Origin of the sequence: Streptomyces longispororuber (assembly GCF_014656095.1) — a bacterium.
In the GTDB taxonomy this organism is placed as follows: Bacteria; Actinomycetota; Actinomycetes; order Streptomycetales; family Streptomycetaceae; genus Streptomyces; species Streptomyces longispororuber.
Window position 1 is genome coordinate 1 of sequence record NZ_BNBT01000040.1, and the last position, 20,002, is coordinate 20,002.

The following is a 20,002-nucleotide window of genomic DNA, read 5'->3' on the forward strand; positions in this document are numbered from 1 at the left end:
GGCCTCGGCCGCGCGCCAGGCGGCCCTGGCCGCGCGGCGGGCCTCCAGCTCGGCGCCGCCGTAGCCCTTGTCCCCGGTGGCCGTGGCGGAGTCCACGCCGCCGGAGCGGGACTCCGCGGGACGGGCCGCGCCGGACGCGACGGCCGCCCACATCGCGGCCCGCGCGGCGTCCTTCGAGGTCATCCGGTCCGCCGGGCCGCCCACGGCGTCCACGACGGCGGACCGGGACGCGTCAGCGGCTCGCGTGCCCCACTCCCGGGCCACCTTCCCCGGGACCTTGCCCTCGATCAGCTCCGCCCGCTTCGAGGCGTACGCCCCGCGCGCGACGTGGCAGTCCGCCAGCGTCTTGGCGTCGGCCCTGTCCCACTTCCCCGCGGTATTGGCGCACACCCGCATGGACGCGTGCCCGCCGTCCACGGCCTGCGCCGCGGGGGCCAGGACGGCCCCGCCGAGCAGGACCGCGGCCCCGGTCAGACCGACGGCCACAGCCTCACGTGCCGTTTTCCGTGCCATCCCCACGACTTCCACATCCCGTCTGCTCGTGCCCCCGGGCCCTGCCCCGGCGGAGCTCGCCGACATCATGGAAGCCGCGGACGCACGCACCGGCCGCGAACCGCCGCTCCTCACCCTTACGAGACCCTTGCGAGGCAGCGGGATTCACCGTCCTCGTGTGCCTGCCCCCCGGTCCGGTCAGCGCGCGGACGCCGCCACGGTGTCCTTGCTCACCAGGGTGTCGCCGGACCAGCAGAGCCGGTAGAGGTCGACCTCCTGCAACAGGTCGCGGCCGGAGCGGTAGAACTCGCAGCGGCAACCCGGCGGCCGGGGCGCCGCCCGGGCGTGGTCGGGCGCGTACGGGAAGGCGCGCGCCGGGAGCAGCGGGGTGAGCGCGACGCGGGACTGCCCGGGCCGCACCTGGTCGAACCGGGACGGCGGCAGCACGCCCGTGGTCAGTTGCCAGGCCAGGTAGAGCGCGGCCGGCGCGAAGAACGCCGCGGCGGCGACCGGTGCCGCGAAGGCGGCGAGGGAGCGGCGGCGCGCGGCCCGCCGTACCGCGGCGAGCCGTTCTGCCGCCTGCGGGGCCGGGTCGAGGTCCGCGTCCCCGTACGCGGGCGGTCCGGAGGGCGCCGGGCGCGCCGCGCGGCGGGGCGGGGCCTGGTGCGGGAGGACCGCGGTGACGCGGAACCCGCCCTGGTGGGGACCGGCCCGCAAGGTGCCGCCGAGCATCGTCACGCGTTCCTGGAGTCCCGCAAGTCCCCGGCCGCGCGTGCCGTCCGGGCGGGGTGCGGGCGCCCCGGCCCGCCCGGCCGCCGGGGCGTTCACGACGCTCACGCGAGTGCAGGTGGCCCGGTGGTCGATGGCCACCGTGACGGCGCCGCCGGGAGCGTGCTTTACGGCGTTGGTGAGGGCCTCCCGCACGACGCGGTACATCCCGCGTTCGACCAGCGGCGGCAGCGCGGGCACCATGCCTTGTCGCTCCCAGCGCACCGGCACACCGGAGGCGACCGCCCGGCCGAGGAGGTCCTCGACCGTGTCCTTGCCGGGCGGGCCGTCCGCCCCCGCCCCTGCCGCTGTCTCTGCCTCCGTTCCTGTCTGCGTTCCCGAGCTGCGTGGTTCGTGCAGGAGGGCGACGGTTTCCCGTAGGTGCTCGACGGCGTCCGCGATCGTCCCGCGCAGCTCGGCGAGGTCGGCGCGGTCGCGGTCGGTGAGGTCGGGTGAGAGTTCCAGGGCGCCCGCGCGCAGGGCGACCAGGCTCAGGGTGTGGCCGAGCGAGTCGTGCATGTCGGCCGCGATGTCCGCGCGCTCGGTCAGCCGGGCCCGCTCCGCGACGAGGTGCTGCCGCTCCTCCAGGCTCCGGGCCAACCGCCAGCCCTCGCGTACGAGTTCACGGCGGCCGCGCCAGTGACGTCCCGCGAGCCACGGCGGCAGGAGGGCGGTGGGCAGCACCGCCAGGGCGTAGAACCACCACACGGGCGGCACCCGCAGGACGGCACAGGCCGTGACGTCGATCGCGAGGCACGCGGCGAGCACCAGGAGCGGGCCCCGCACCTGGGCCACCCGGACACCGAGCAGACAGCTCACCGCGGCCAGCGACAGGGCCTGGGCGTTGGCGGGGCTCGCGGCGTCCGCGAGGCCCAGCGCGCACAGGCCGTTGACGAGGAGCACCGAGGCCCCCGGCCGGCCGCGGGACAGGGGCACGGCCACCGCGAGGACGGCCAGCGGGAGCAGCAGGTCCACGACCGACGAGGCCGCGCTCGCGTCCCGGAAGCCGTACCCGGTGGCGGCGGCGAGCACGGCCCACAGCGCCCCGTCGACGAGAAGCGACCTGGCCGGGGGTATGCGGGGGCGCGGCATGGTGGGGGTCGTCCTTCCGGTCGGTGCCGTGACGTGCTCAGGTCGATTCTGCGGGGCGCGTGCGGGGCGCCCGCCGGGTGGTGGGCTGTTGGCGGGCGCCGATCCCGTGGCGCGAGGGCCGGTCCCGTGGCGCGGGTGCCGATCCCGTGGCACGGGGGCCGACGGCACGTCAAGTGCCCGCGAGGAGCGCCACGCACGCGACGTCGGACCTCCCCGCGGACCTGCGCACACGCGGCGAACCTGCGCACACGCGCGTTCCTGCCCACGCGCGACGGACCCGCGTACGCGCAGGGACTCACGTACACACGGCGGGCCCACGTCCACGCGACGGCCTACGTCCACGCGACGGCTCCACGTCCACGCGGCGGCCCCGCGCACGCGCGGCTGACCGCACGGGTGCGGCTCAGGCGTCCCTGCGCCGCAGCACGTACTGGCCGGCCGCGTGGGCCGCCGCCGCCCAGGCGGCGACGAGGAGGACGGCCGCCGCCGGGGAGAACGGGGCGTCGGTGCCCGCGCGCATGAAGTGGTCGCCCGCCCCGTACGGCAGGCGGTCGTTCACGGCCGTGAGCGCCTCGCCGCCGAGCCCCAGGAGCACGCTCGGCAGCGCCCACAGCAGCGTGCCGAGGATCGACAGCGCACCGGCCGCGTGCCGTGCGGCGAAGGCCACGCCGACGGTGAGCACGGCGACGAGCGCCTGGTAGACGCCGACGGCCAGGACCTGGGCGAGGGTCGTGCCGGCCGCGAACGAGGCGCGTCCGTCGAACGCCCCCCAGGCCACGGCCGTGCCGACCACGGCGTACCCGGTGCCGCCGAGGAACGCGACCACGGCCGTCACCAGTGCCTTCGCCGCGTGCACGCGGTGCCGCCGCGGCACCCACAGCAGCGAGGCCCGTACGGTCCCCGTGGTGTACTCGGAGGTCACCGCCACCGTGGCCAGGACGACGAAGACGAACTGGGTGACGACGGCGGAAGCGGCCGCCGCGTTCCCCACGGGCTGGACCGGATGGTCGTTGATGTCGGCGATCGAGGCGTAGTAGAAGGTGAACACGGCGGTGATCGCGAGGCCCGCCAGGAGGCAGAGGGCGGGGGCGCGGACGGACCGGAGCTTCGTCCACTCCGCGGCGACCGCCCCGGGGAAGCCGCCGGGCGTGCGCCCCTCCGCGCTGCCGGGCCGTCGCCCGCCCGAGCCGCCGGGCGCGCCCGGTGTCGGCAGTGTCCGCCCGTTCCGTCCCGTCGTGGTGGTCACGGCCGTCCTCCTTCGTCGGTGCCGCCGGTGGCGTACTCGACGCTCCGTGCGGTCAGGTCCATGTACGCCTGCTCCAGCGACACGCGGACGTCGCTCAGGCCGTGCAGCCGTACGCCGTGCCGGTGGGCGAGGTCGCCGACCTCGGCGGCGGTGCGGCCCTCGACGGTCAGTCCGCCGTCCGCCGCCGTCTCGACGCTCACCCCGTCGACGGCCATCAGGGCGCGGACGAGCGCCGCCCGTTCCTCCGGGTCGGGGACCGAGGCGCGCGCCGACGGGGGCGAAGCGGCGGCGAGGAACTCCGTCATGGAGGTGTCGCTCAGCAGCCGTCCCCGGCCGATGACGACGAGGCGGTCGGCGGTGAGCTGCATCTCGCTCATCAGGTGGCTGGAGAGGAACACCGTGCGGCCCTCCGCCGCCTGGTCGCGCACGAGCCGGCGGATCCAGCGCACGCCGTCGGGGTCGAGGCCGTTCACGGGTTCGTCCAGGATCAGCACCGGCGGGTCGCCGAGCAGGGCGCCCGCCACCCCGAGCCGCCCGCTCATGCCCAGCGAGTACGCCCCGGCCGGGCGGCGGGCCGCCGTGGACAGGCCCACCGTCTCCAGGACCTGGTCCACCCGGCTCACCGGGATGCCGTTGGTCCTGGCCTGGGCGATCAGATGCGCGCGGCCGGAGCGGGCCGGGTGGACGGCCCGGGCGTCCAGCATCGCGCCGACCGCGCGCAACGGCCGGCGCAGGTCGGCGTAGGGCCGGCCGGCGATGAGGGCCCGCCCGCGCGTGGGGTGGTCGAGCCCCAGGATCATGCGCATCGTGGTGGATTTCCCGGCCCCGTTGGGGCCGAGGAAGCCGGTCACCCGACCGGCCTCGACGTCGAACGTCAGGTCGTCCACGGCGAGTGTGCCGCCGTAGCGTTTCGTCAGTCCTCGGACGCTGATCACGAACGTTCCTTCGCTGTCGGTCACGGAGCTCCGGCGCGCGCGGCACGCGGAGCCGGGTGGGTACGGATCGCGGGTGTACGGATCACGGCCTACAAAGCCCGGCCTGCGGGGCGCGGCAGCCGCCCCGGTTCCGTACGGCAGCGACGCTAGGAGCGCCCGCGGCCGGTGCCCATGGGCCGAAAGGAAGGGACGTCCTGCCTTTCGTCAGGGACCTGCCCCGACCTGGGACGTAACCGGGGGACGCGCCGCCCGCGGGGCGGGAAACCGGCCGTAGGCTCGTCCGCGTGGAAGACACGACACCGAGCGAGCGGCCGGTCCGGGTCCTGGTGGCCGACGACGAGGCGATGGTCCGGGCCGGGGTGCGCGCCATCCTGGCCCGGGACCCGCACGTCGACGTCGTCGCCGAGGCGGGTGACGGGCACGAGGCCCTCGCGCTCAGCCGCCGGCACCGGCCGGACGTCGTCCTGCTGGACATCCAGATGCCGGGCCTCGACGGGCTGACGGCCGTGGCGAGGTTCCGGCGGGAGCTGACGGCGGTCGGTGTGATCATGCTGACGACCTTCGGCCAGGACGCGTACATCACCCGGGCCCTGGAGGAGGGCGCCGACGGTTTCCTGCTGAAGGCGGACGACCCCAGGGAACTCCTCAACGGGGTGCGGGCGGTCGGCGCCGGCGGCGCCTACCTGTCTCCCCGGGTCGCAGGGCGGGTCATCGCCGGGATGCGCGCCCACCGGTCGGCGCACCCCCACCGGTCGCTGGACCGGCTGACGGAGCGGGAGCGCGACGTGCTCGCCGGGCTCGGCGCGGGCCTGTCCAACGCGGAGATCGCGGAGCGGCTGCACCTGGTCGAGGGCACGGTGAAGGCGCACGTCAGCGCCGTGCTGACGAAGCTGGGCGCGCGCAACCGGGTGGAGGCGGCCATCGCCGCGCACGAGGCGGGCCTGATCGCGCGGCACGGCGGCTGACGGCCTCCGCGATCCGCCGCGGTCCGTGGGGCGGGTGCCGTTCCGGCGCCGGAGGGCGGGAGGCACGGGCCGCGTCCGGGCCCGGGTCCGCGTCCGCGTACGGGTCCGCGTCCGGAAAGCGGCACAGGCCGCGTCCGGGCCTGGGCCTGGGCCTGGGCCTGGGGGGAGCGTGCCTTGCTGGGCAAGGTTCCGTGCGTTCTTCGGCAAAACGTCGCGCCGACGGCTCCTAGGGTTGCGTCTCGTCGCGTTGCAGAAACACATCTATCCGCGTTCGTTCGGGGGCCTCATGGAACAGCGTCTCGGCACGGTCACCTCCGCGGTGACGGCTCAGGTCCGCACCGCCGAGGACGTGCCGCCGACGCCCTTGCCCGCGGAATTGCGGTACGAGGTCTCCGACCCCTATGCCGTGGTGCTCACCCTCGGCCCGTCGACCGACTGGGCCGTGACGTGGGTCTTCGCCCGTGCCTTGCTCACCGAGGGGCTGCGGCGGCCCACCGGGGCGGGCGACGTGACGGTGGTGCCCGCACCCCGGCACCACCGGCGTCGTCACCACCCGCGCTCCGTGCGCGTCGTCCTGCGCAACGGGTCCGGGCAGGCGCTGGTGGGGCTGGCGGTCGGGGACGTGGCCGCGTTCCTGCGGAAGACCTTCGCGCTGGTGCCCGCCGGGGCCGAGGGGTACCACGTGGACCTTGACGGGGTCATCACCGCGCTCATGGGCAGGAACCTCTGACCGCGAGCCCGGCTTCCGCGGCGCCCGCCGCCGGATGATCACGCTCCGGATTATCGGCGGCCGTGTCGGCGTTGTGCCCAGTGGCCACCGGGTCGGCGACACGTCGTAGCGCGTGCTCCGGCATCCCCTCGCACGCGACACCTCGCACGCGACACCGCACGTACCAGAGCGGGCCGGGACGACCGGCTGCTCGATCCGTCAGCTAAGGAATACCGAGTGTCACAGGAACAGAAGAACCCGGTGCCGAGCACGCAGTTCGGCATCTTCAGCGTCGGCGACGTCACGCCGGACCCGACCACGGGCAGGACGCCGACCGAGCGCGAGCGCATCAAGGCCATGGTCGCCATCGCGCTGAAGGCCGAGGAGGTGGGCCTGGACGTGTTCGCGACCGGGGAGCACCACAACCCGCCGTTCGTGCCGTCCTCGCCGACCACGATGCTCGGCTACATCGCGGCGCGGACGGAGCGGCTGCTGCTTTCCACGTCCACCACCCTCATCACCACGAACGACCCGGTGAAGATCGCCGAGGACTTCGCGATGCTCCAGCACCTGGCCGACGGCCGGACGGACCTGATGCTGGGGCGCGGCAACACCGGCCCGGTCTACCCCTGGTTCGGCCAGGACATCCGGCAGGGCCTGAACCTCGCCGTCGAGAACTACGCCCTGCTGCACCGCCTGTGGCGCGAGGACGTCGTCGACTGGGAGGGCACGTTCCGCACGCCGCTGCAGGGGTTCACTGCCACGCCGCGCCCGCTGGACGGCGTACCGCCGTTCGTCTGGCACGGGTCGATCCGCTCCCCGGAGATAGCGGAGCAGGCCGCGTACTACGGCGACGGCTTCTTCCACAACAACATCTTCTGGCCGGCCGACCACACGAAGCGGATGGTCGAGCTGTACCGGACCCGCTACGCCCACTACGGGCACGGCACGCCGGAGCAGGCGATCGTCGGCCTCGGCGGGCAGGTGTTCATGCGGAGGAACTCGCAGGACGCGGTGCGTGAGTTCCGGCCGTACTTCGACGTGGCCCCGGTCTACGGGCACGGCCCGTCCCTGGAGGAGTTCACGGAGCAGACGCCGCTGACGGTGGGCTCGCCGCAGCAGGTGATCGAGAAGACCCTGGCGTTCCGCGAGTACGCCGGTCACTACCAGCGCCAGCTCTTCCTGATGGACCACGCCGGGCTGCCGCTGAAGACCGTCCTCGAACAGCTCGACCTGCTCGGCGAGGAGGTCGTGCCGGTGCTGCGCGAGGAGTTCGCCCGCAACCGGCCCGCGGACGTGCCGGACGCCCCGACCCACGCCTCCCTGCGCGCCGCCGCGGAGGCCGAGGCGTCCAGGAACGCCGAGGACGCCGTGAGCGCCGGGGCGACCGGCGCCGGCGGCCGCGAGGAGGTGGCCGCGGGATGAGGCTCGTCGTCGTCTCGGCGGGGCTGAGCGTCCCGTCCTCCACGCGGTTGCTGGGCGACCGCCTGGCCGCCGTCGCCGCGAAGGAGGCCGCGGCCCCCTCCCCCGCTCCGGCCGCTGTCCAGGTCGTCGAGTTGCGTGACCTCGCCGTGGAGATCGCGCACAACTTCACCAACGGGTTCCCCGGCCCCGCGCTGGCCGACGCGTTCGGCGCGGTGGTCCGGGCGGACGGCCTGATCGTGGTCACGCCGGTGTTCTCCGCCTCGTACAGCGGTCTCTTCAAGTCCTTCTTCGACGCGCTGAGCGTGCACGACGAGGACGCCCTGGCCGGGAAGCCGGTGCTGATCGCCGCGACCGGCGGCACCGCCCGGCACTCGCTCGTCCTGGACCACGCGCTGCGCCCGCTCTTCGCCCACCTCAAGGCCGTCGTCGTGCCGACCGGCGTCTACGCCGCCTCCGAGGACTGGGGCGCCGCGGGCCTTGACCGGCGGATCGAGCGGGCGGCCGGCGAGCTGGCGGCGCTGCTGCGGGGGGTGTCGGCGCCGGGGAGCGCCGCCGCGGGGCAGGCCTCCACGCTGGTGCCGTTCGAGGAGCGTCTCAGCGCCCTCGGCCAGAGCCCCCGGCCCGGCAAGAGCCCCCGCGCCGTCTCCTGAACCGGCGGCCGGGGTTCCCGGGGGCCTTCCCCCGACGGGAACGGTTGGCCGTGGGGCGACCGGGAAATCGGGAGCGTGAGCGACCCGGAGTACAGGAGGCGCGCCGATCGGTTCTATATTCATACAAACCATCCATGCGCGGCCCTGCTGCGATGAACGGGGGGTAGGACCGCGGTGGTCGAGACCGACAGCACCACACACGCCGGGGCGGAGTCCCGCACTGCCCGCAACGCGCGCAAGAAGGCCCGGAAGCGCAAGCGCCTCGGCGTCGGCGCGGCCGTGCTCGTCGTGGGCGGGGCGGCCACCGCGTCCCTGCTGACCCTCGGGGACTCCTCCGGGGGCGGCGGTGACGCCGGGCGCGCGGCCGCCGCCTCCGCGCACGGGGCGGCCAAGGGGGCCGCGAAGCACGGGAAGAAGGGCAAGGGGGACGAGGAGGACTGGGACGGCAAGGTCCGGGTCCTCGGGGACGGCTCCACCTCCTACACCGGGCCGCAGCCCGGTCAGCTCAAGCCCAAGAAGCTCAAGCCGGGCGAGAAGCCGCCGCAGTTCGTGGTGTTCTCCTGGGACGGCGCCCTGGAGGGCGACGACCACCGCTTCTCCCACTTCCGCCAGGTGGCGAAGGAGAGCGACGCCCACATGACCTTCTTCCTCACCGGCATCTACCTGCTGCCGGAGAGCAAGAAGGCGCTCTACCGCCCGCCGCAGCACGGCCCGGGCGCCGCCGCCATCTCGTACCCGACGGTTCCGCACATCCAGGACACGCTCGGGCAGTTGCGCGGCGCCTGGAAGGACGGGCACGAGATCGGGTCGCACTTCAACGGGCACTTCTGCGGGTCCAAGGGCGGCGGGGACTGGAGCGTCGCGGAGTGGAAGAGCGAGATCGACCAGACGTACGCGTTCATCAAGAACTGGAAGACCAACACCGGGTTCTCCGGCGAGGCGCCGCTGCCCTTCGACCCGGACCGGGAAGTGGTCGGCGGCCGGGCGCCCTGCCTGGAGGGCCAGAAGAACCTGCTGACCGCGATCAAGCCGTTCGGCTGGCGGTACGACGCGAGTTCCTCGGGGGACTTCCAGATATGGCCGTCCAAGACCAGCGGCATCTGGAACTTCCCGCTGCAACTCCTGCCCTTGCAGGGCAAGGAGGTGCAGGTCCTCTCGATGGACTTCAACTTCCTGTACCACCAGTCCGGTGACAGCACCCAGGGCGACCCGGCGAAGTTCCCGGCGTGGGAGGAACAGGTCCGGGCCTCGTACATGAACGGCTTCAACCGGGTCTACAACGGCAGCCGGGCGCCGATGTTCATCGGCAACCACTTCGAGGACTGGAACGGCGGCATCTACATGAACGCCGTCGAGGACGTGATGCGGGACGTGTGCCCGCGCAAGGACGTCCGGTGCGTGTCGTTCCGGGAGCTGGCGGACTGGCTGGACGCCCAGGACCCGAAGGTGCTGGCCCGGCTGCGCATGCTCGACCCCGCGCAGGCGCCGGACTGGGCGTCGCTCGTCAAGTAGCGCGGCGCGGGCCGGGCCGCCGGTGTTCCGGCGGCCCGGCCTACTTCACCGAGGCGATGTAGTCGGCCCACAGGTCGACCGCCCGGTCGCTGCCGAGGGTCCCGGGGGCGTCGCCGCCCAGACCCTTCAGCGGCAGCGGCACCAGGTCGGTCAGCGCCATGCGGTAGACGACCACGGCCGTGGTCTCGGCCTCGGTGCCGCCCACGAACCAGCCCGCCGTGTTCCCGGCGGTCGTCCCGGTCTTGCCCACGGCGCCGGGGCGCACCGCGCCCGCCTCCCTGGCCGCCCCCTCGGTCATGGTGGCCCGCAGGGCGTCCGTGACCGCGCGGGCGGTCCGCTTGGACACCGCCCGGGCGGACTTCGGCTTGTCCAGCGGGACCGTGGCACCGGCGCGGGTGACCGAGCTCACCGAGTAGGGGTCGGTGTGCGTGCCGCCGGCGGCGAAGGTCTGGTACGCCCCGGCCATCCGGATGGCGCTGGGCGTGGAGTTCTCCCCGAGCGCGAACGGGGGCACCCGCTCCCCGAGGCTCGACTTGAGCAGCCCCGCGCGCAGGGCGTACGACTCCACCCGGTCCAGGCCGACGTCCAGGCCCAGTTGCAGCAGGGGCGTGTTGACGGAGTGGGCGACGGCCTGGCGCAGGGTCACCCGGCCCCAGTCGCGGTCGCCGTCGTTCTCGCCCTTCACCACCTTGCCGCTGCGGTCCCAGTACGGCCCCTCCGGCGTGCGCACGGCGACCCCGTCGTCGCCGTCGTAGACGCTGGCCGGGGTGACGGGCGTGCGCGGCCCGCCGCGGGTGCGCTGCACGCCCTCCTCCAGGGCGGCGGCGTAGACGAACGGGGTGAAGGCCGAGCCGGCGGGGATGGTGGTCGCGTTCGACTGGTTGAAGCCCTGCTTCAGGTAGTCGCGCCCGCCGTACAGGGCGAGCAGGCGGCCGTCCGGGGCGACGCTCGCCGCGCCGATCCTGGCGTGCTTGTCGGTGCGCGGCCGCCGCCGGGGGTCGAAGTCCTTCTCGGCCTTGCGGACGGCGGTGGTGAGGGCGTTGGTGCGGGCCTTGTCGAAGGTCGTGTGGATCTGGTAGCCGCCGAGGTCGAAGTCGGCGGCCTTGATGTGCCCGTTCCTGACGGCGTGCTGCTTGGCCAGCTCCACCAGGTAGCCGGTCTGCGCGCCGGGGGTGCCGCCGGTGCCCGGCCCCGTGGGCTCGGGGAACTTCGTGTACGTGGCGCGCTCGGCGCGCGTGAGGTGGCCGGTCTCGACCATGCGGTCCAGGATCCAGCTCCACCGCTCGACGGCCCGCTTGTGGTTCTCCTTGCCGAGGGCCGGGTCGTAGAGCCCGGCGCCCTTGAGGAGGGCGGCCAGGAAGGCGCCCTCGCTGGCGTTCAGCTTGGAGACGTCCTTGCCGTAGTAGGCGTGGGAGGCGCGCTGTATGCCGTAGGTGCCGCGGCCGAACCAGCTCGTGTTGAGGTAGTCCTGCAGGATCTTCTTCTTGCTCGTGCGGTTGTCCAGCTTCACGGCGAGCAGCAGCTCGGTGAACTTCCGCGACAGGGTGCGGTCCTGGCTCAGGTAGACGTTCTTCACGTACTGCTGCGTGATGGTGGACCCGCCCTGGGTCTCACCGCCGCCCACCGCGGCGCGCAGGGCCCGCAGGACGCCGGTCGGCGAGACGCCCGAGTCGGAGTAGAAGCTCGCGTTCTCGGCCGCGAGGACGGCGCCCTGGACCTTCGGCGGCACCTTGTCGAGGGGTATCTCCTGCCGGATGACCCAGCCGGTCCTGGCCATGACGGAGCCGTCGGCCCAGTAGTACACGTTGTCCTGTTGTGTGGCGAAGGAGTTGAGGTCGTCGGGTATGTCCGTGGTGGCGTAGGCGATCGCGACGAAGCCCGTCAGGCCGAAGCACAGGTACAGGAAGGCGCCCAGCCACTGGCGCCAGGAGGGCACCCACCGCCGCCATCCGCTGCGGCCCGGCCGGGGGTAGGCGGGACGCAGGCGGCGCAGGTGCCTGCGGGCCACGGCGAGGGCGCCGGACATGCCGCCGCCGGACCGCGGCCGGCGCCGCGCCCCGGGCTTCCTGCGGCGGCCGGTCCCCTGGCCACGGCTCCCGAACACCGCCCGCAGGCCTCCCGTTCGCCCTTCCGCGGCCGTACTCCTCCCACCCACTCCGCACGCCTCCTCTGCTGCCTGTTCCGCTCACCCTAGAGGTACCCGGAACGGTGGCTGCCGGGGTGTGGGCACGGTGTCCGGCGGCCGCCGGAGCCCGCGGGGGACGAACATCACGACGCGGGCGCCCAGTTGTGCGAAGATTCCGTCCCCCGGGCGACTCGACCGGGCGACAAAAGAGGAAACAGAGTGATATCCAAGAGATACAGACCCGCCGTCATCGCCGGTCTGACCATGGCCGTGCTGTCCGGCCCCCTGCTGGCGTACCCCGCGAACGCCGCCACCGGCACCCCCGCCCCCACCGTCAAGGCCGCCGACGCCGCGCCGCACAAGGCCGACCGCAAGACGGCCGCCACCTTCGCCCGCATCGCCGAGGACGTCCTGTCCCGGCGCACCCAGGCCCTGGTCCAGGGGCGCGGCGGCTCCGAGGACGGTACCGCGAAGACCCGGATGTCCGCCCGCCTGAAGAAGGACGAGGACGCCGCGCTCCGGTCGCTGCGGTCCCGCAAGTCCCGGCTGGCGGCGCTCGGTGAGGCCTACACGGACGCGGACACCCGCGTCCGGGCGGAGCGCGCCACGATCACCGGCAGGACGGCCACCGTCCGGGTCACCGCGTCCTCGACGCTCACCTACAAGAAGGTGCGCGGGGACGAACCGGACACCACCGCCTTCTCGACGCGGCAGGAGCTGACGTTCGCCGCCACGGGGAACGGCTGGGAGCTGACCTCGGTCACGTCGCGGGACAACGGCCCGGTGGCGGTCGACGAGCCGCCGACGGCCCGGGTGAAGACCGTCAAGGACGACGGCAAGCAGTACCCGAACGGCACGCCGGCGTCCACCGCGTACCCGACGAGGCCGACGCCGAGGAAGACCGGCGGCGCCTACGACTACTCCGCCATGGCGCGGTACACGGAGAAGTACTGGCGCACGTACAACGCGGCGTACCGGCAGTTCAACGGCGCCGGGGGCGACTGCACCAACTTCGTCAGCCAGGCGCTCAAGGCGGGCGGCTGGAAGTCCGTCCCGGGCACGTCCTCCGACTACCGCAACTGGTGGTACGACGGCGGGCGGCAGAGCGCCTCCTGGGTCGGGGTGAACGAGTGGGCCTGGTTCACGCTGTCCAACCGGCGGGCCCCGAACCTGACGAACGTCTACCAGCTCGACGTCGGCGACGTCCTGCAGGTCGACTTCGACAGGAACGGGTCCAAGGACCACTCGATGATGGTGACGTACCGCGACCGGCGCGGCATGCCGTACCTCACTTACCACTCGACCGACACCTACCGCAGGTCGCTGGCGAGCATCATCGCGTCGTACCCCAACGCGCGTTACTTCGCCTACCGCACCTGATCCCGTCTCACCACCGCCGGGCGGCGGGCCACGGGGAGACCCCTGACCCGCCTCGGTACGGCCCCGCGCCGCGCGGACGCGTCCCCCGGGACCGCGTGCCGTCCGGAGCGGGGCCGTACTGCCCGGCGGTGGTCACGGAGCGGGGGCCGCGGTCGGCCGACCCCTCCCGCGCGGGGGTGCGGCCGCGTGACCTTCGCGGGGGCATGGCCTCCCGTCATCGCGTGCGCCTGGTGACGACCGTGACCAGGCCGCCCAGGAACACCCCGGCGACGAGCGCGGGCGCCGGGGACCACGCGGCCAGCAGGACGCCCGCCGCGGCGACGGCGAACGGCACGCCGTCGGCCGCCCGCCTCTGGTGCGGCCGCAGGTGGATCGCCCACACCGTGGTCAGGAAGACGGCGGCCGGGACGGTGACCGCGAGGCCGGCGCCCACGGACGACGTGCCGGGGTGGCGGGCCAGGTGGTCGGCGTAGGCGGCCAGGCCCGCGCCCTCGGCGGTGGCCGACGCGAAGATCAGGTAGTGGCCGTAGGCCCAGGTGAAGCGCTTGCGGTGCGCCTGGTGCGTGGTGGCGAGCAGCGTGTGCGCGGGCCGGGCGAAGTACAGCCACCACAGGGCGAAGGCCATCAGCAGGCCGCCCGCGGCCAGCGCGTACAGGGCGCCGGTGCCGTGGTGCCGGTCGAACGCCCCCCGTACGGCGACCGTGGCGGCCGCGACGGACTCGCCGAGCACGATGAGGGTGAACAGCTCGTAGCGCTCGGCGATGTGGTGCGGGTGCCACGGTGTCATCCCCGCGGACTGCGCCCACACCGGAACCATGAGTTCCGCCACCACCATCACGGCGATGCCCGGCAGGTGCGCCCGCTCCGGCAGGAACAGCAGCGCGACCCAGCCGGCCTGGCCGGCCGTCACCCCGGCGGCGAAGCGGAGCGTGGTCCTGCGCCGGGCGCGGTCGGCGAGCCCGGCCCGGAGCCACAGGGCGGCCAGCGCCGTGCGCAACACCACGTAGCCGAGCGTGATGACGAGCAGGTCGCCCCCGTCGAAGGCCCGGCCGACGCCCGCGGCGAGGACGAGGGAGCCCGTGATCTGCGCCAGGACGGTCAGCCGGTAGGGGGTGTCGTCGGAGTCGTAGGCGGAGGCGAACCAGGTGAAGTTCATCCACGCCCACCAGATGGTGAAGAAGACCAGCGCGAAGCGCAGGACGCCGGAGGCGGCGTCGCCGTGCGTCAGCGCCTCGTGCAGGTGCTCCGAGGCCTGCGCCACGGCGACGACGAAGCACAGGTCGAAGAAGAGCTCCAGGGGGGTGGCGGACCGGTGCGGTTCGCCGGGGTCGCGGCCGGTCATGGTGTGCCGCCGCCGGACGGCCGGAGCGGCCGGGATCGCCCGGGAGCTTCCCGCGCGGCTCAGCGGAGGGCTCCCAGGGCCGCTCCGACCGTCCGGTGGAAGGTGGGATAGGTGTAGATCATGTGCCGGAGCCGGTCGACGGGGACCTCGGCGTGGACGGCGACGTTCAGGCCGTAAAGCACCTCCCCGCCCGCGGGCCCGGCCGAGGTGGCGCCGACCAGCACGCCGCGGTCGGCGTCCTCGACCAGTTTGACGAACCCCTCGTTGCCCGGTCCGTGGATCCAGCCGCGGGTGGAGGAGGCGAGGGGCAGCACGCTGGTGCGCACCCGAAGGCCGCGCTCCCGTGCCTGCCGCTCGGTCAGTCCGACGGCGCCGATCTCGGGGTCGGTGAAGGTGACCCGGGGCAGCGCGCGGTAGTCGGCCTCGGGGCCGGGCTGCCCGAGGATGTCGCGGACCGCGATCTCCGCCTGGTACATCGACACATGGGTGTAGGCGCCGCGTCCGGTGATGTCGCCGACCGCCCACAGCCCGTCCGCGGCCCGCATCCGGCCGTCCGTGGGCACGTGCGGCGCGGTGGGGTCGAGCCCGGCCGTCTCCACCGCAAGCGCGGCGAGGTCGGCGCCCCGGCCGGCGGCCACGAGCAGGCGTTCGGCGCGCAGCACCTGGTCGTCGTCGAGCCGGACGGTGAACGCGGTGCCGTCGTGTCCGACCTGCCGCGCCCGGGTGCCGGTGAGGACGCGGACGCCGTCGGCGCGCAGGGCCGCCGCGGCCAGGTCGCCCGCCTCCGGTTCCTCCCGTGACAGCACCCGCTCCTGGCCCTCGACCACCGTGACGGCGCACCGGAACCGGGCGAAGACCTGGGCGAGTTCCACCCCGACGGCGCCGCCCCCGAGCACGATCAGCGACGCCGGCAGTTCCTCGGCCGCCATGGCCTCCCGGTTGGTCCAGTACGGGGTGTCCGCGAGCCCCGGGACCGGGGGGATGCGGGGCCGGGTCCCGGTGGCCAGGACGACGCCGCGCCGGGCCTCGACGGTGTGGTCGCCGACGGTCACCCGGCGCGGTCCCGCGAGCCGTCCCCGGCCGCGGACGAGGCGCCCGCCCTTGGACGTCAGCCGGTGGGCCGCCGCCCGGTCGTTCCAGTGGTCGGTGGCCTCGTCGCGGATGCGGCCGCCGACCTTGGCCCAGTCGGCGGTCACCGTCGCCTCCCCGGCGAGCGACGGGGTCCGGCGCGCCTCGGCGAGCAGGTTGCCCGCCCTGATCATCATCTTGCTGGGTACGCACGCCCAGTACGGGCACTCGCCGCCGACCAGCTCCGCCTCGACGCCCACCACGTCGAGACCGGCCTCGGCCAGGGTGCCCGCGACGTACTCACCGCCCGGTCCCAGACCGAGAACCACCACAGCCGCCTGCTCACGCATGTCCCTCGCCGTTCGTCGTGCCGCCCGTCCCCCGGGCGTGCTCGACCGCCGAACCTAGGGCCGCCGGAACGCCCCGCTCGGACAACGGGCGCACGCGTGCTTGCCCGAGAGCGCACACCCGCGGCGGCCGGTCGTGCCGGACGCCGACGAGTGGCGGGTGGGCGGGAACAGTACGGGGGCCGGGGCCGGGCCCCGGGAGAGCCGGATGTGGCACGCGCCACGCGCGCTGCGTACCCTGCGTCCCTGGACGCCCGCGCGTCCCGGCCGTGGCGGAGAAGGGTCGCATGGCGGGGGGATTCGGGGGTAAGGGCGTCGTGTGTTGCACAGTGACTCGGGAAGCAAGGTGGTCCGCGTGACCCAGGCGGAGGACGACGAGCGGCAGTCGCCGGTCGACGACGTCATAGCGGTCTCCATGGCGTTCGAGAGCAGCGCCGAGATCGCGGAGGCCCGGGATCTCGCCCGGTCGTTCCTGGCCGACGTCCAGGCCGTGCACGGCCTGCCCGTGTCGGGCCGTGCCATGGGCATGGTGCAGCTCGTGGTGAGCGAGCTGGTGACCAACGCCCGCAAGTACGCGCCGGGGCCCTGCCTGCTGACGCTGGAGATCGTGGACGGCGCGGTGCGGATCAGCGTGTGGGACAGCGGCACGGCGCTGCCGGTGATCCTGGCGCCCGACCCGGACCGGGTGGGGCAGCACGGCCTGGAGATCGTGATGGCGGTCTGTACGAGCTTCGCCGTGCACCGGGAGCCGGTGGGCAAGCGCATCACGGCCGACGTCGTCCTGGCCGACGACCCCGCCGGCGCCCTGGCCGGCCGCCAGATGCTGTGACGTTCCGCCGCACGCCCCTGACCGCCCCGGCCTGAGCGGGCGGACTCCACGCACGACCGCGTACGGTCCCCGGTTCTCTCTCCCGGCTCTCGCGGCGTGCCTGACGACGGGCTGGGCAAGGGCGCCTCTCGCGACGCGCCTGACCACGGGCTGCGCGGGGGCGCCCTGGAGGCGGCAAACAAAAAGGCAAGGAGCCCGCTGCTCCTCGCCACTTTTAACGTATAACACACAGGGGTCCTTGCGGCAAGACCCCCTCCGTGCCGCAGAATCTCCGGCCTGAGCCGGATTCGATGCTTGCGGACGTGGGGGATGCCGAGTGCGTGTGTTGTTGTCGACGTATGAGTCGCGCGGGGACGTCGAGCCGTTGACGGCTCCTTCCCCACGGCCACGGGACCGGCGCGCCGCTGCCGCCGTGACCCGCGCGCCGTCGTCCGGCCGGAGGCCCCGGGAGTCGTCGGTCGGCCCGATGCCCCGGGCACGGCGAGCACCCCGGCCCGGCGAGCCCTCGTAGCGAGATCAGCCCGGAGCGACCCGGCGTACGGGACACCTGGAACAGCCCCGCGCCACCGGCCCGCCCTCGCACGTACGAAGCCCCCCCCAAGGACCCGCGCGCCCCCGGCGAGCCGCACCGGCGGCCGCCAGGGTCCGCCTCCCCCTCCCACGGAGCGTCGCTCCGCAGGCGTCCGCGGCAGCCATACCGACATCCGGACATGTCGACCTCCAGACACACCGGCATCCAGACACACCGGCACACCGACGTACCGACGTACCGGCACACCGACATACCGACATGCCGGTCCGGACGCCCAGTCGCCCGCCGCGCACCAGCGTGCGCGCACCAGGGCCGTCAGCGGCCCCAGAACGGAGCTCATACCGTGCACCCCCAGACCACCACCAGCGTCTTCGACCTTCCCGAGCGCCTCTCCGCCAAGGCCGAGCCCGCGCTCGTCGCCGACGACGAGCGGCACTTCGCGGCCGTCGCCGCGTGCCTGGAGCAGACGATCGCCGAGGTGTCCGGCCGCCTCGATGCCGAGCGCAGGGCGCCCGGCGGCACGGGCCGGGCCGCGATGGACCGGGACGCGGAGGTCCACCGGCTCACCGCCCGGCTGCGCACCCTGCGCCGCTTCGGCCTCGACCTGTGCCTCGGGCGCATGGTCGGCGCCGACGGCGGCGAACCCCTGTACGTGGGCCGCCTCGGCCTGACGGACAGCACGGGCCGCCGGCTGCTGGTCGACTGGCGCTCCCCCGCGGCCGAACCGTTCTTCGGGGCCACGCACGCCAACCCGATGGGGCTCACCAGCCGCCGCCGCTACCGCTGGACGGGCGGGCGGATCAGCGACTACTGGGACGAGGTGTTCGCACCGGAGGGGTTCGCCGGGCACGCCGCGCTCGACGACCAGTCGGCCTTCATCGCCGGCCTCGGCACCCACCGGTCGCCACGGATGCGGGACGTGCTCGGCACGATCCAGGCCGACCAGGACGCCATCATCCGCGCGGGCTCCCGGGGCGCCCTCGTCGTCGACGGCGGCCCGGGCACGGGCAAGACCGTCGTCGCCCTGCACCGCTCCGCCTACCTGCTGTACGCGGATCCGCGCCTCGGGCAGCGGCGCAGCGGCGGCGTCCTCTTCGTCGGCCCGCACCGGCCGTACCTGGCGTACGTCGGCGACGTCCTGCCCAGCCTCGGCGAGGAGGGCGTGCAGACCTGCACGTTGCGGGACCTCGTCGCCGAGGGGGCGCGGGCGGTGCCCGAGAGCGACCCGGACGTGGCGCGGCTGAAGTCGTCCGCGGACATGGTGCGGGCGATCGAGACGGCCGTCAGGTTCTACGAGGAGCCTCCGGCCACGGGCATGACGGTCACGACGCACTGGTCCGACATCTGGCTGAGCGCGGACGACTGGGCCGCCGCCTTCGCCGCGGCGGAGCCCGGTACGCCGCACAACGAGGCCCGTGACCAGGTGTGGGAGGAACTGCTCACGATCCTGGTGGACAAGCACGAGGGCGACGCCCCGGAGGGGCGGCTCCGCGCGTCGCTGGCCGCGAACCGGGAGCTGCTCACGGCCTTCGGGCAGGCGTGGCCCCTCCTTGAGGCCGCCGACCTCGTCTCGGACCTGTGGTCGGTCCCCGCGTACCTGCGGATGTGCGCTCCCTGGCTGGACCGTGCGGACGTGCAGCGGCTCCAGCGCGCCGACGCCCGGGCCTGGACGGTGTCCGACCTGCCGCTCCTGGACGCGGCGCGGCAGCGGCTGGGCGACCCGGAGACGGCCCGGCGCAGGCGGCGGCACGAGGCCGTCCTCGCGGCCCAGCGCGAGCGCATGGCGCAGGTCGTCGACAACCTGATCGAGGCGGCGGCCGCCTCCGGGGCCGACGGGGACGACGGCGAAGGCCTGGTGCGGATGTTGCGCGGCCAGGACGCCCAGGTCAGCCTGGTCGACGAGACCGAACTTCCGCCCGCCGACCCGGACCTGCTGGCCGGTCCGTTCGCCCACGTCGTCGTGGACGAGGCGCAGGAGCTGACCGACGCGGAGTGGCAGATGCTGCTGCTGCGGTGCCCGTCCCGGAGCTTCACGATCGTCGGGGACCGCGCGCAGGCCCGGCACGGGTTCCCCGAGTCGTGGCGGGAGCGGCTGGAGCGCGTCGGGTTCGACCGGATCACCCTGACCTCCCTGAGCGTCAACTACCGTACGCCGGAGGAGGTCATGGCGGAGGCCGAGCCGGTCATCCGGGCCGTGCTCCCGGACGCCAACGTGCCGGTGTCCATCCGCAGCGGAGGCGTTCCCGTCGTGTACGGGTCGGCGGCGGAGCTGCACCCCGTCGTCGATGGCTGGCTGGCCGAGCACGCCGACGGCGTCGCCTGCGTCATCGGCGAGCCCACGTTCCCGGCGACGTCCCGCGTCCGGTCCCTGACGCCGGAGCTGTCGAAGGGCCTGGAGTTCGACCTGGTCGTGCTCGTCGACCCGCAGGAGTTCGGCGAGGGCGTCGAGGGAGCGGTCGACCGCTACGTCGCGATGACGCGCGCGACGCGGCAACTGGTGGTCCTCACGCGGCCGTGACGACCGGCGCGCAGGACCGCCACCGGCTCCGGATGCACGTCACCTGAATCGCCCATAACGTGACAGA

Annotated in this window: 15 protein-coding genes; 8 read left to right on the forward strand and 7 right to left on the reverse strand. The window is 74.2% G+C overall.

The features are described from left to right. From IE330_RS15330 to IE330_RS15345, 4 genes are all read right to left on the reverse strand, one after another. Positions 1 to 486, reverse strand: a 486-nt coding sequence (locus IE330_RS15330; protein WP_190136553.1) for a hypothetical protein, incomplete at its 3' end; no start/stop codon positions are given. Positions 487 to 690: 204 nt separating this feature from the next. Further along, the gene (locus tag IE330_RS15335; RefSeq protein ID WP_190136554.1) at positions 691 to 2,352 is read right to left on the reverse strand and encodes a sensor histidine kinase; all 1,662 of its coding nucleotides are present in this window, start codon (positions 2,350 to 2,352) and stop codon (positions 691 to 693) included. Between the two features lie 403 nt (positions 2,353 to 2,755). After that, the gene (locus IE330_RS15340; protein ID WP_190136555.1) at positions 2,756 to 3,598 is read right to left on the reverse strand and encodes an ABC transporter permease; all 843 of its coding nucleotides are present in this window, start codon (positions 3,596 to 3,598) and stop codon (positions 2,756 to 2,758) included. Then, positions 3,595 to 4,533 carry an ATP-binding cassette domain-containing protein gene (locus IE330_RS15345; protein WP_190136556.1) on the reverse strand — a complete coding sequence of 313 codons (939 nt, stop codon included), beginning with the start codon at positions 4,531 to 4,533 and terminating at the stop codon, positions 3,595 to 3,597. Before IE330_RS15345 ends, IE330_RS15340 begins: the two co-directional genes overlap by 4 nt. 284 nt (positions 4,534 to 4,817) lie before the next feature. On the opposite strand from IE330_RS15345, the gene IE330_RS15350 reads away from it, so the two are divergent. The 5 genes from IE330_RS15350 to IE330_RS15370 all read left to right on the forward strand — a co-directional run bounded on the left by IE330_RS15350 (position 4,818) and on the right by IE330_RS15370 (position 9,794). Further along, positions 4,818 to 5,498 carry a response regulator gene (locus IE330_RS15350; protein WP_190136557.1) on the forward strand — a complete coding sequence of 227 codons (681 nt, stop codon included), beginning with the start codon at positions 4,818 to 4,820 and terminating at the stop codon, positions 5,496 to 5,498. A 286-nt stretch (positions 5,499 to 5,784) separates the two neighbouring features. After that, positions 5,785 to 6,228, forward strand: a complete 444-nt coding sequence (locus IE330_RS15355) for an SsgA family sporulation/cell division regulator (RefSeq protein WP_190136558.1) — start codon at positions 5,785 to 5,787, stop codon at positions 6,226 to 6,228. Positions 6,229 to 6,444: 216 nt separating this feature from the next. Continuing rightward, positions 6,445 to 7,632, forward strand: coding sequence for an LLM class flavin-dependent oxidoreductase (locus IE330_RS15360; RefSeq protein WP_229925662.1), 1,188 nt, complete (start codon positions 6,445 to 6,447; stop codon positions 7,630 to 7,632). Next, a complete protein-coding gene (locus IE330_RS15365; protein WP_190136559.1) occupies positions 7,629 to 8,282 on the forward strand; it encodes an FMN reductase in 654 nt (217 codons plus the stop codon). Before IE330_RS15360 ends, IE330_RS15365 begins: the two co-directional genes overlap by 4 nt. Positions 8,283 to 8,456: 174 nt before the next feature. Continuing rightward, positions 8,457 to 9,794 carry a polysaccharide deacetylase family protein gene (locus IE330_RS15370; protein WP_229925663.1) on the forward strand — a complete coding sequence of 446 codons (1,338 nt, stop codon included), beginning with the start codon at positions 8,457 to 8,459 and terminating at the stop codon, positions 9,792 to 9,794. Between the two features lie 40 nt (positions 9,795 to 9,834). Here IE330_RS15370 and IE330_RS15375 read toward each other — a convergent pair whose 3' ends face one another. Then, positions 9,835 to 11,820 carry a transglycosylase domain-containing protein gene (locus tag IE330_RS15375; RefSeq protein ID WP_190136560.1) on the reverse strand — a complete coding sequence of 662 codons (1,986 nt, stop codon included), beginning with the start codon at positions 11,818 to 11,820 and terminating at the stop codon, positions 9,835 to 9,837. Between the two features lie 318 nt (positions 11,821 to 12,138). Here IE330_RS15375 and IE330_RS15380 point away from each other — a divergent pair, with 318 nt between their 5' ends. Beyond that, positions 12,139 to 13,299 (forward strand): amidase domain-containing protein, encoded by a 1,161-nt coding sequence (locus IE330_RS15380; protein ID WP_229925664.1) that lies wholly within the window; start codon positions 12,139 to 12,141, stop codon positions 13,297 to 13,299. A gap of 214 nt (positions 13,300 to 13,513) precedes the next feature. On the opposite strand, the gene IE330_RS15385 is transcribed toward IE330_RS15380, so the two are convergent. Continuing rightward, positions 13,514 to 14,641: a low temperature requirement protein A gene (locus IE330_RS15385; protein ID WP_190136561.1), complete on the reverse strand. Its 1,128-nt coding sequence runs from the start codon at positions 14,639 to 14,641 to the stop codon at positions 13,514 to 13,516. Positions 14,642 to 14,700: 59 nt separating this feature from the next. After that, positions 14,701 to 16,059 carry a dihydrolipoyl dehydrogenase family protein gene (locus tag IE330_RS15390; protein WP_190136562.1) on the reverse strand — a complete coding sequence of 453 codons (1,359 nt, stop codon included), beginning with the start codon at positions 16,057 to 16,059 and terminating at the stop codon, positions 14,701 to 14,703. A gap of 412 nt (positions 16,060 to 16,471) precedes the next feature. Between IE330_RS15390 and IE330_RS15395 the strand changes: the two genes are divergently transcribed. Both IE330_RS15395 and helR read left to right on the forward strand, forming a co-directional pair. Further along, positions 16,472 to 16,885: an ATP-binding protein gene (locus tag IE330_RS15395; protein WP_190136575.1), complete on the forward strand. Its 414-nt coding sequence runs from the start codon at positions 16,472 to 16,474 to the stop codon at positions 16,883 to 16,885. 875 nt (positions 16,886 to 17,760) lie between these two features. Next, positions 17,761 to 19,935 carry an RNA polymerase recycling motor ATPase HelR gene (gene helR, locus IE330_RS15400; protein ID WP_190136563.1) on the forward strand — a complete coding sequence of 725 codons (2,175 nt, stop codon included), beginning with the start codon at positions 17,761 to 17,763 and terminating at the stop codon, positions 19,933 to 19,935. Positions 19,936 to 20,002: the final 67 nt, after the last annotated feature.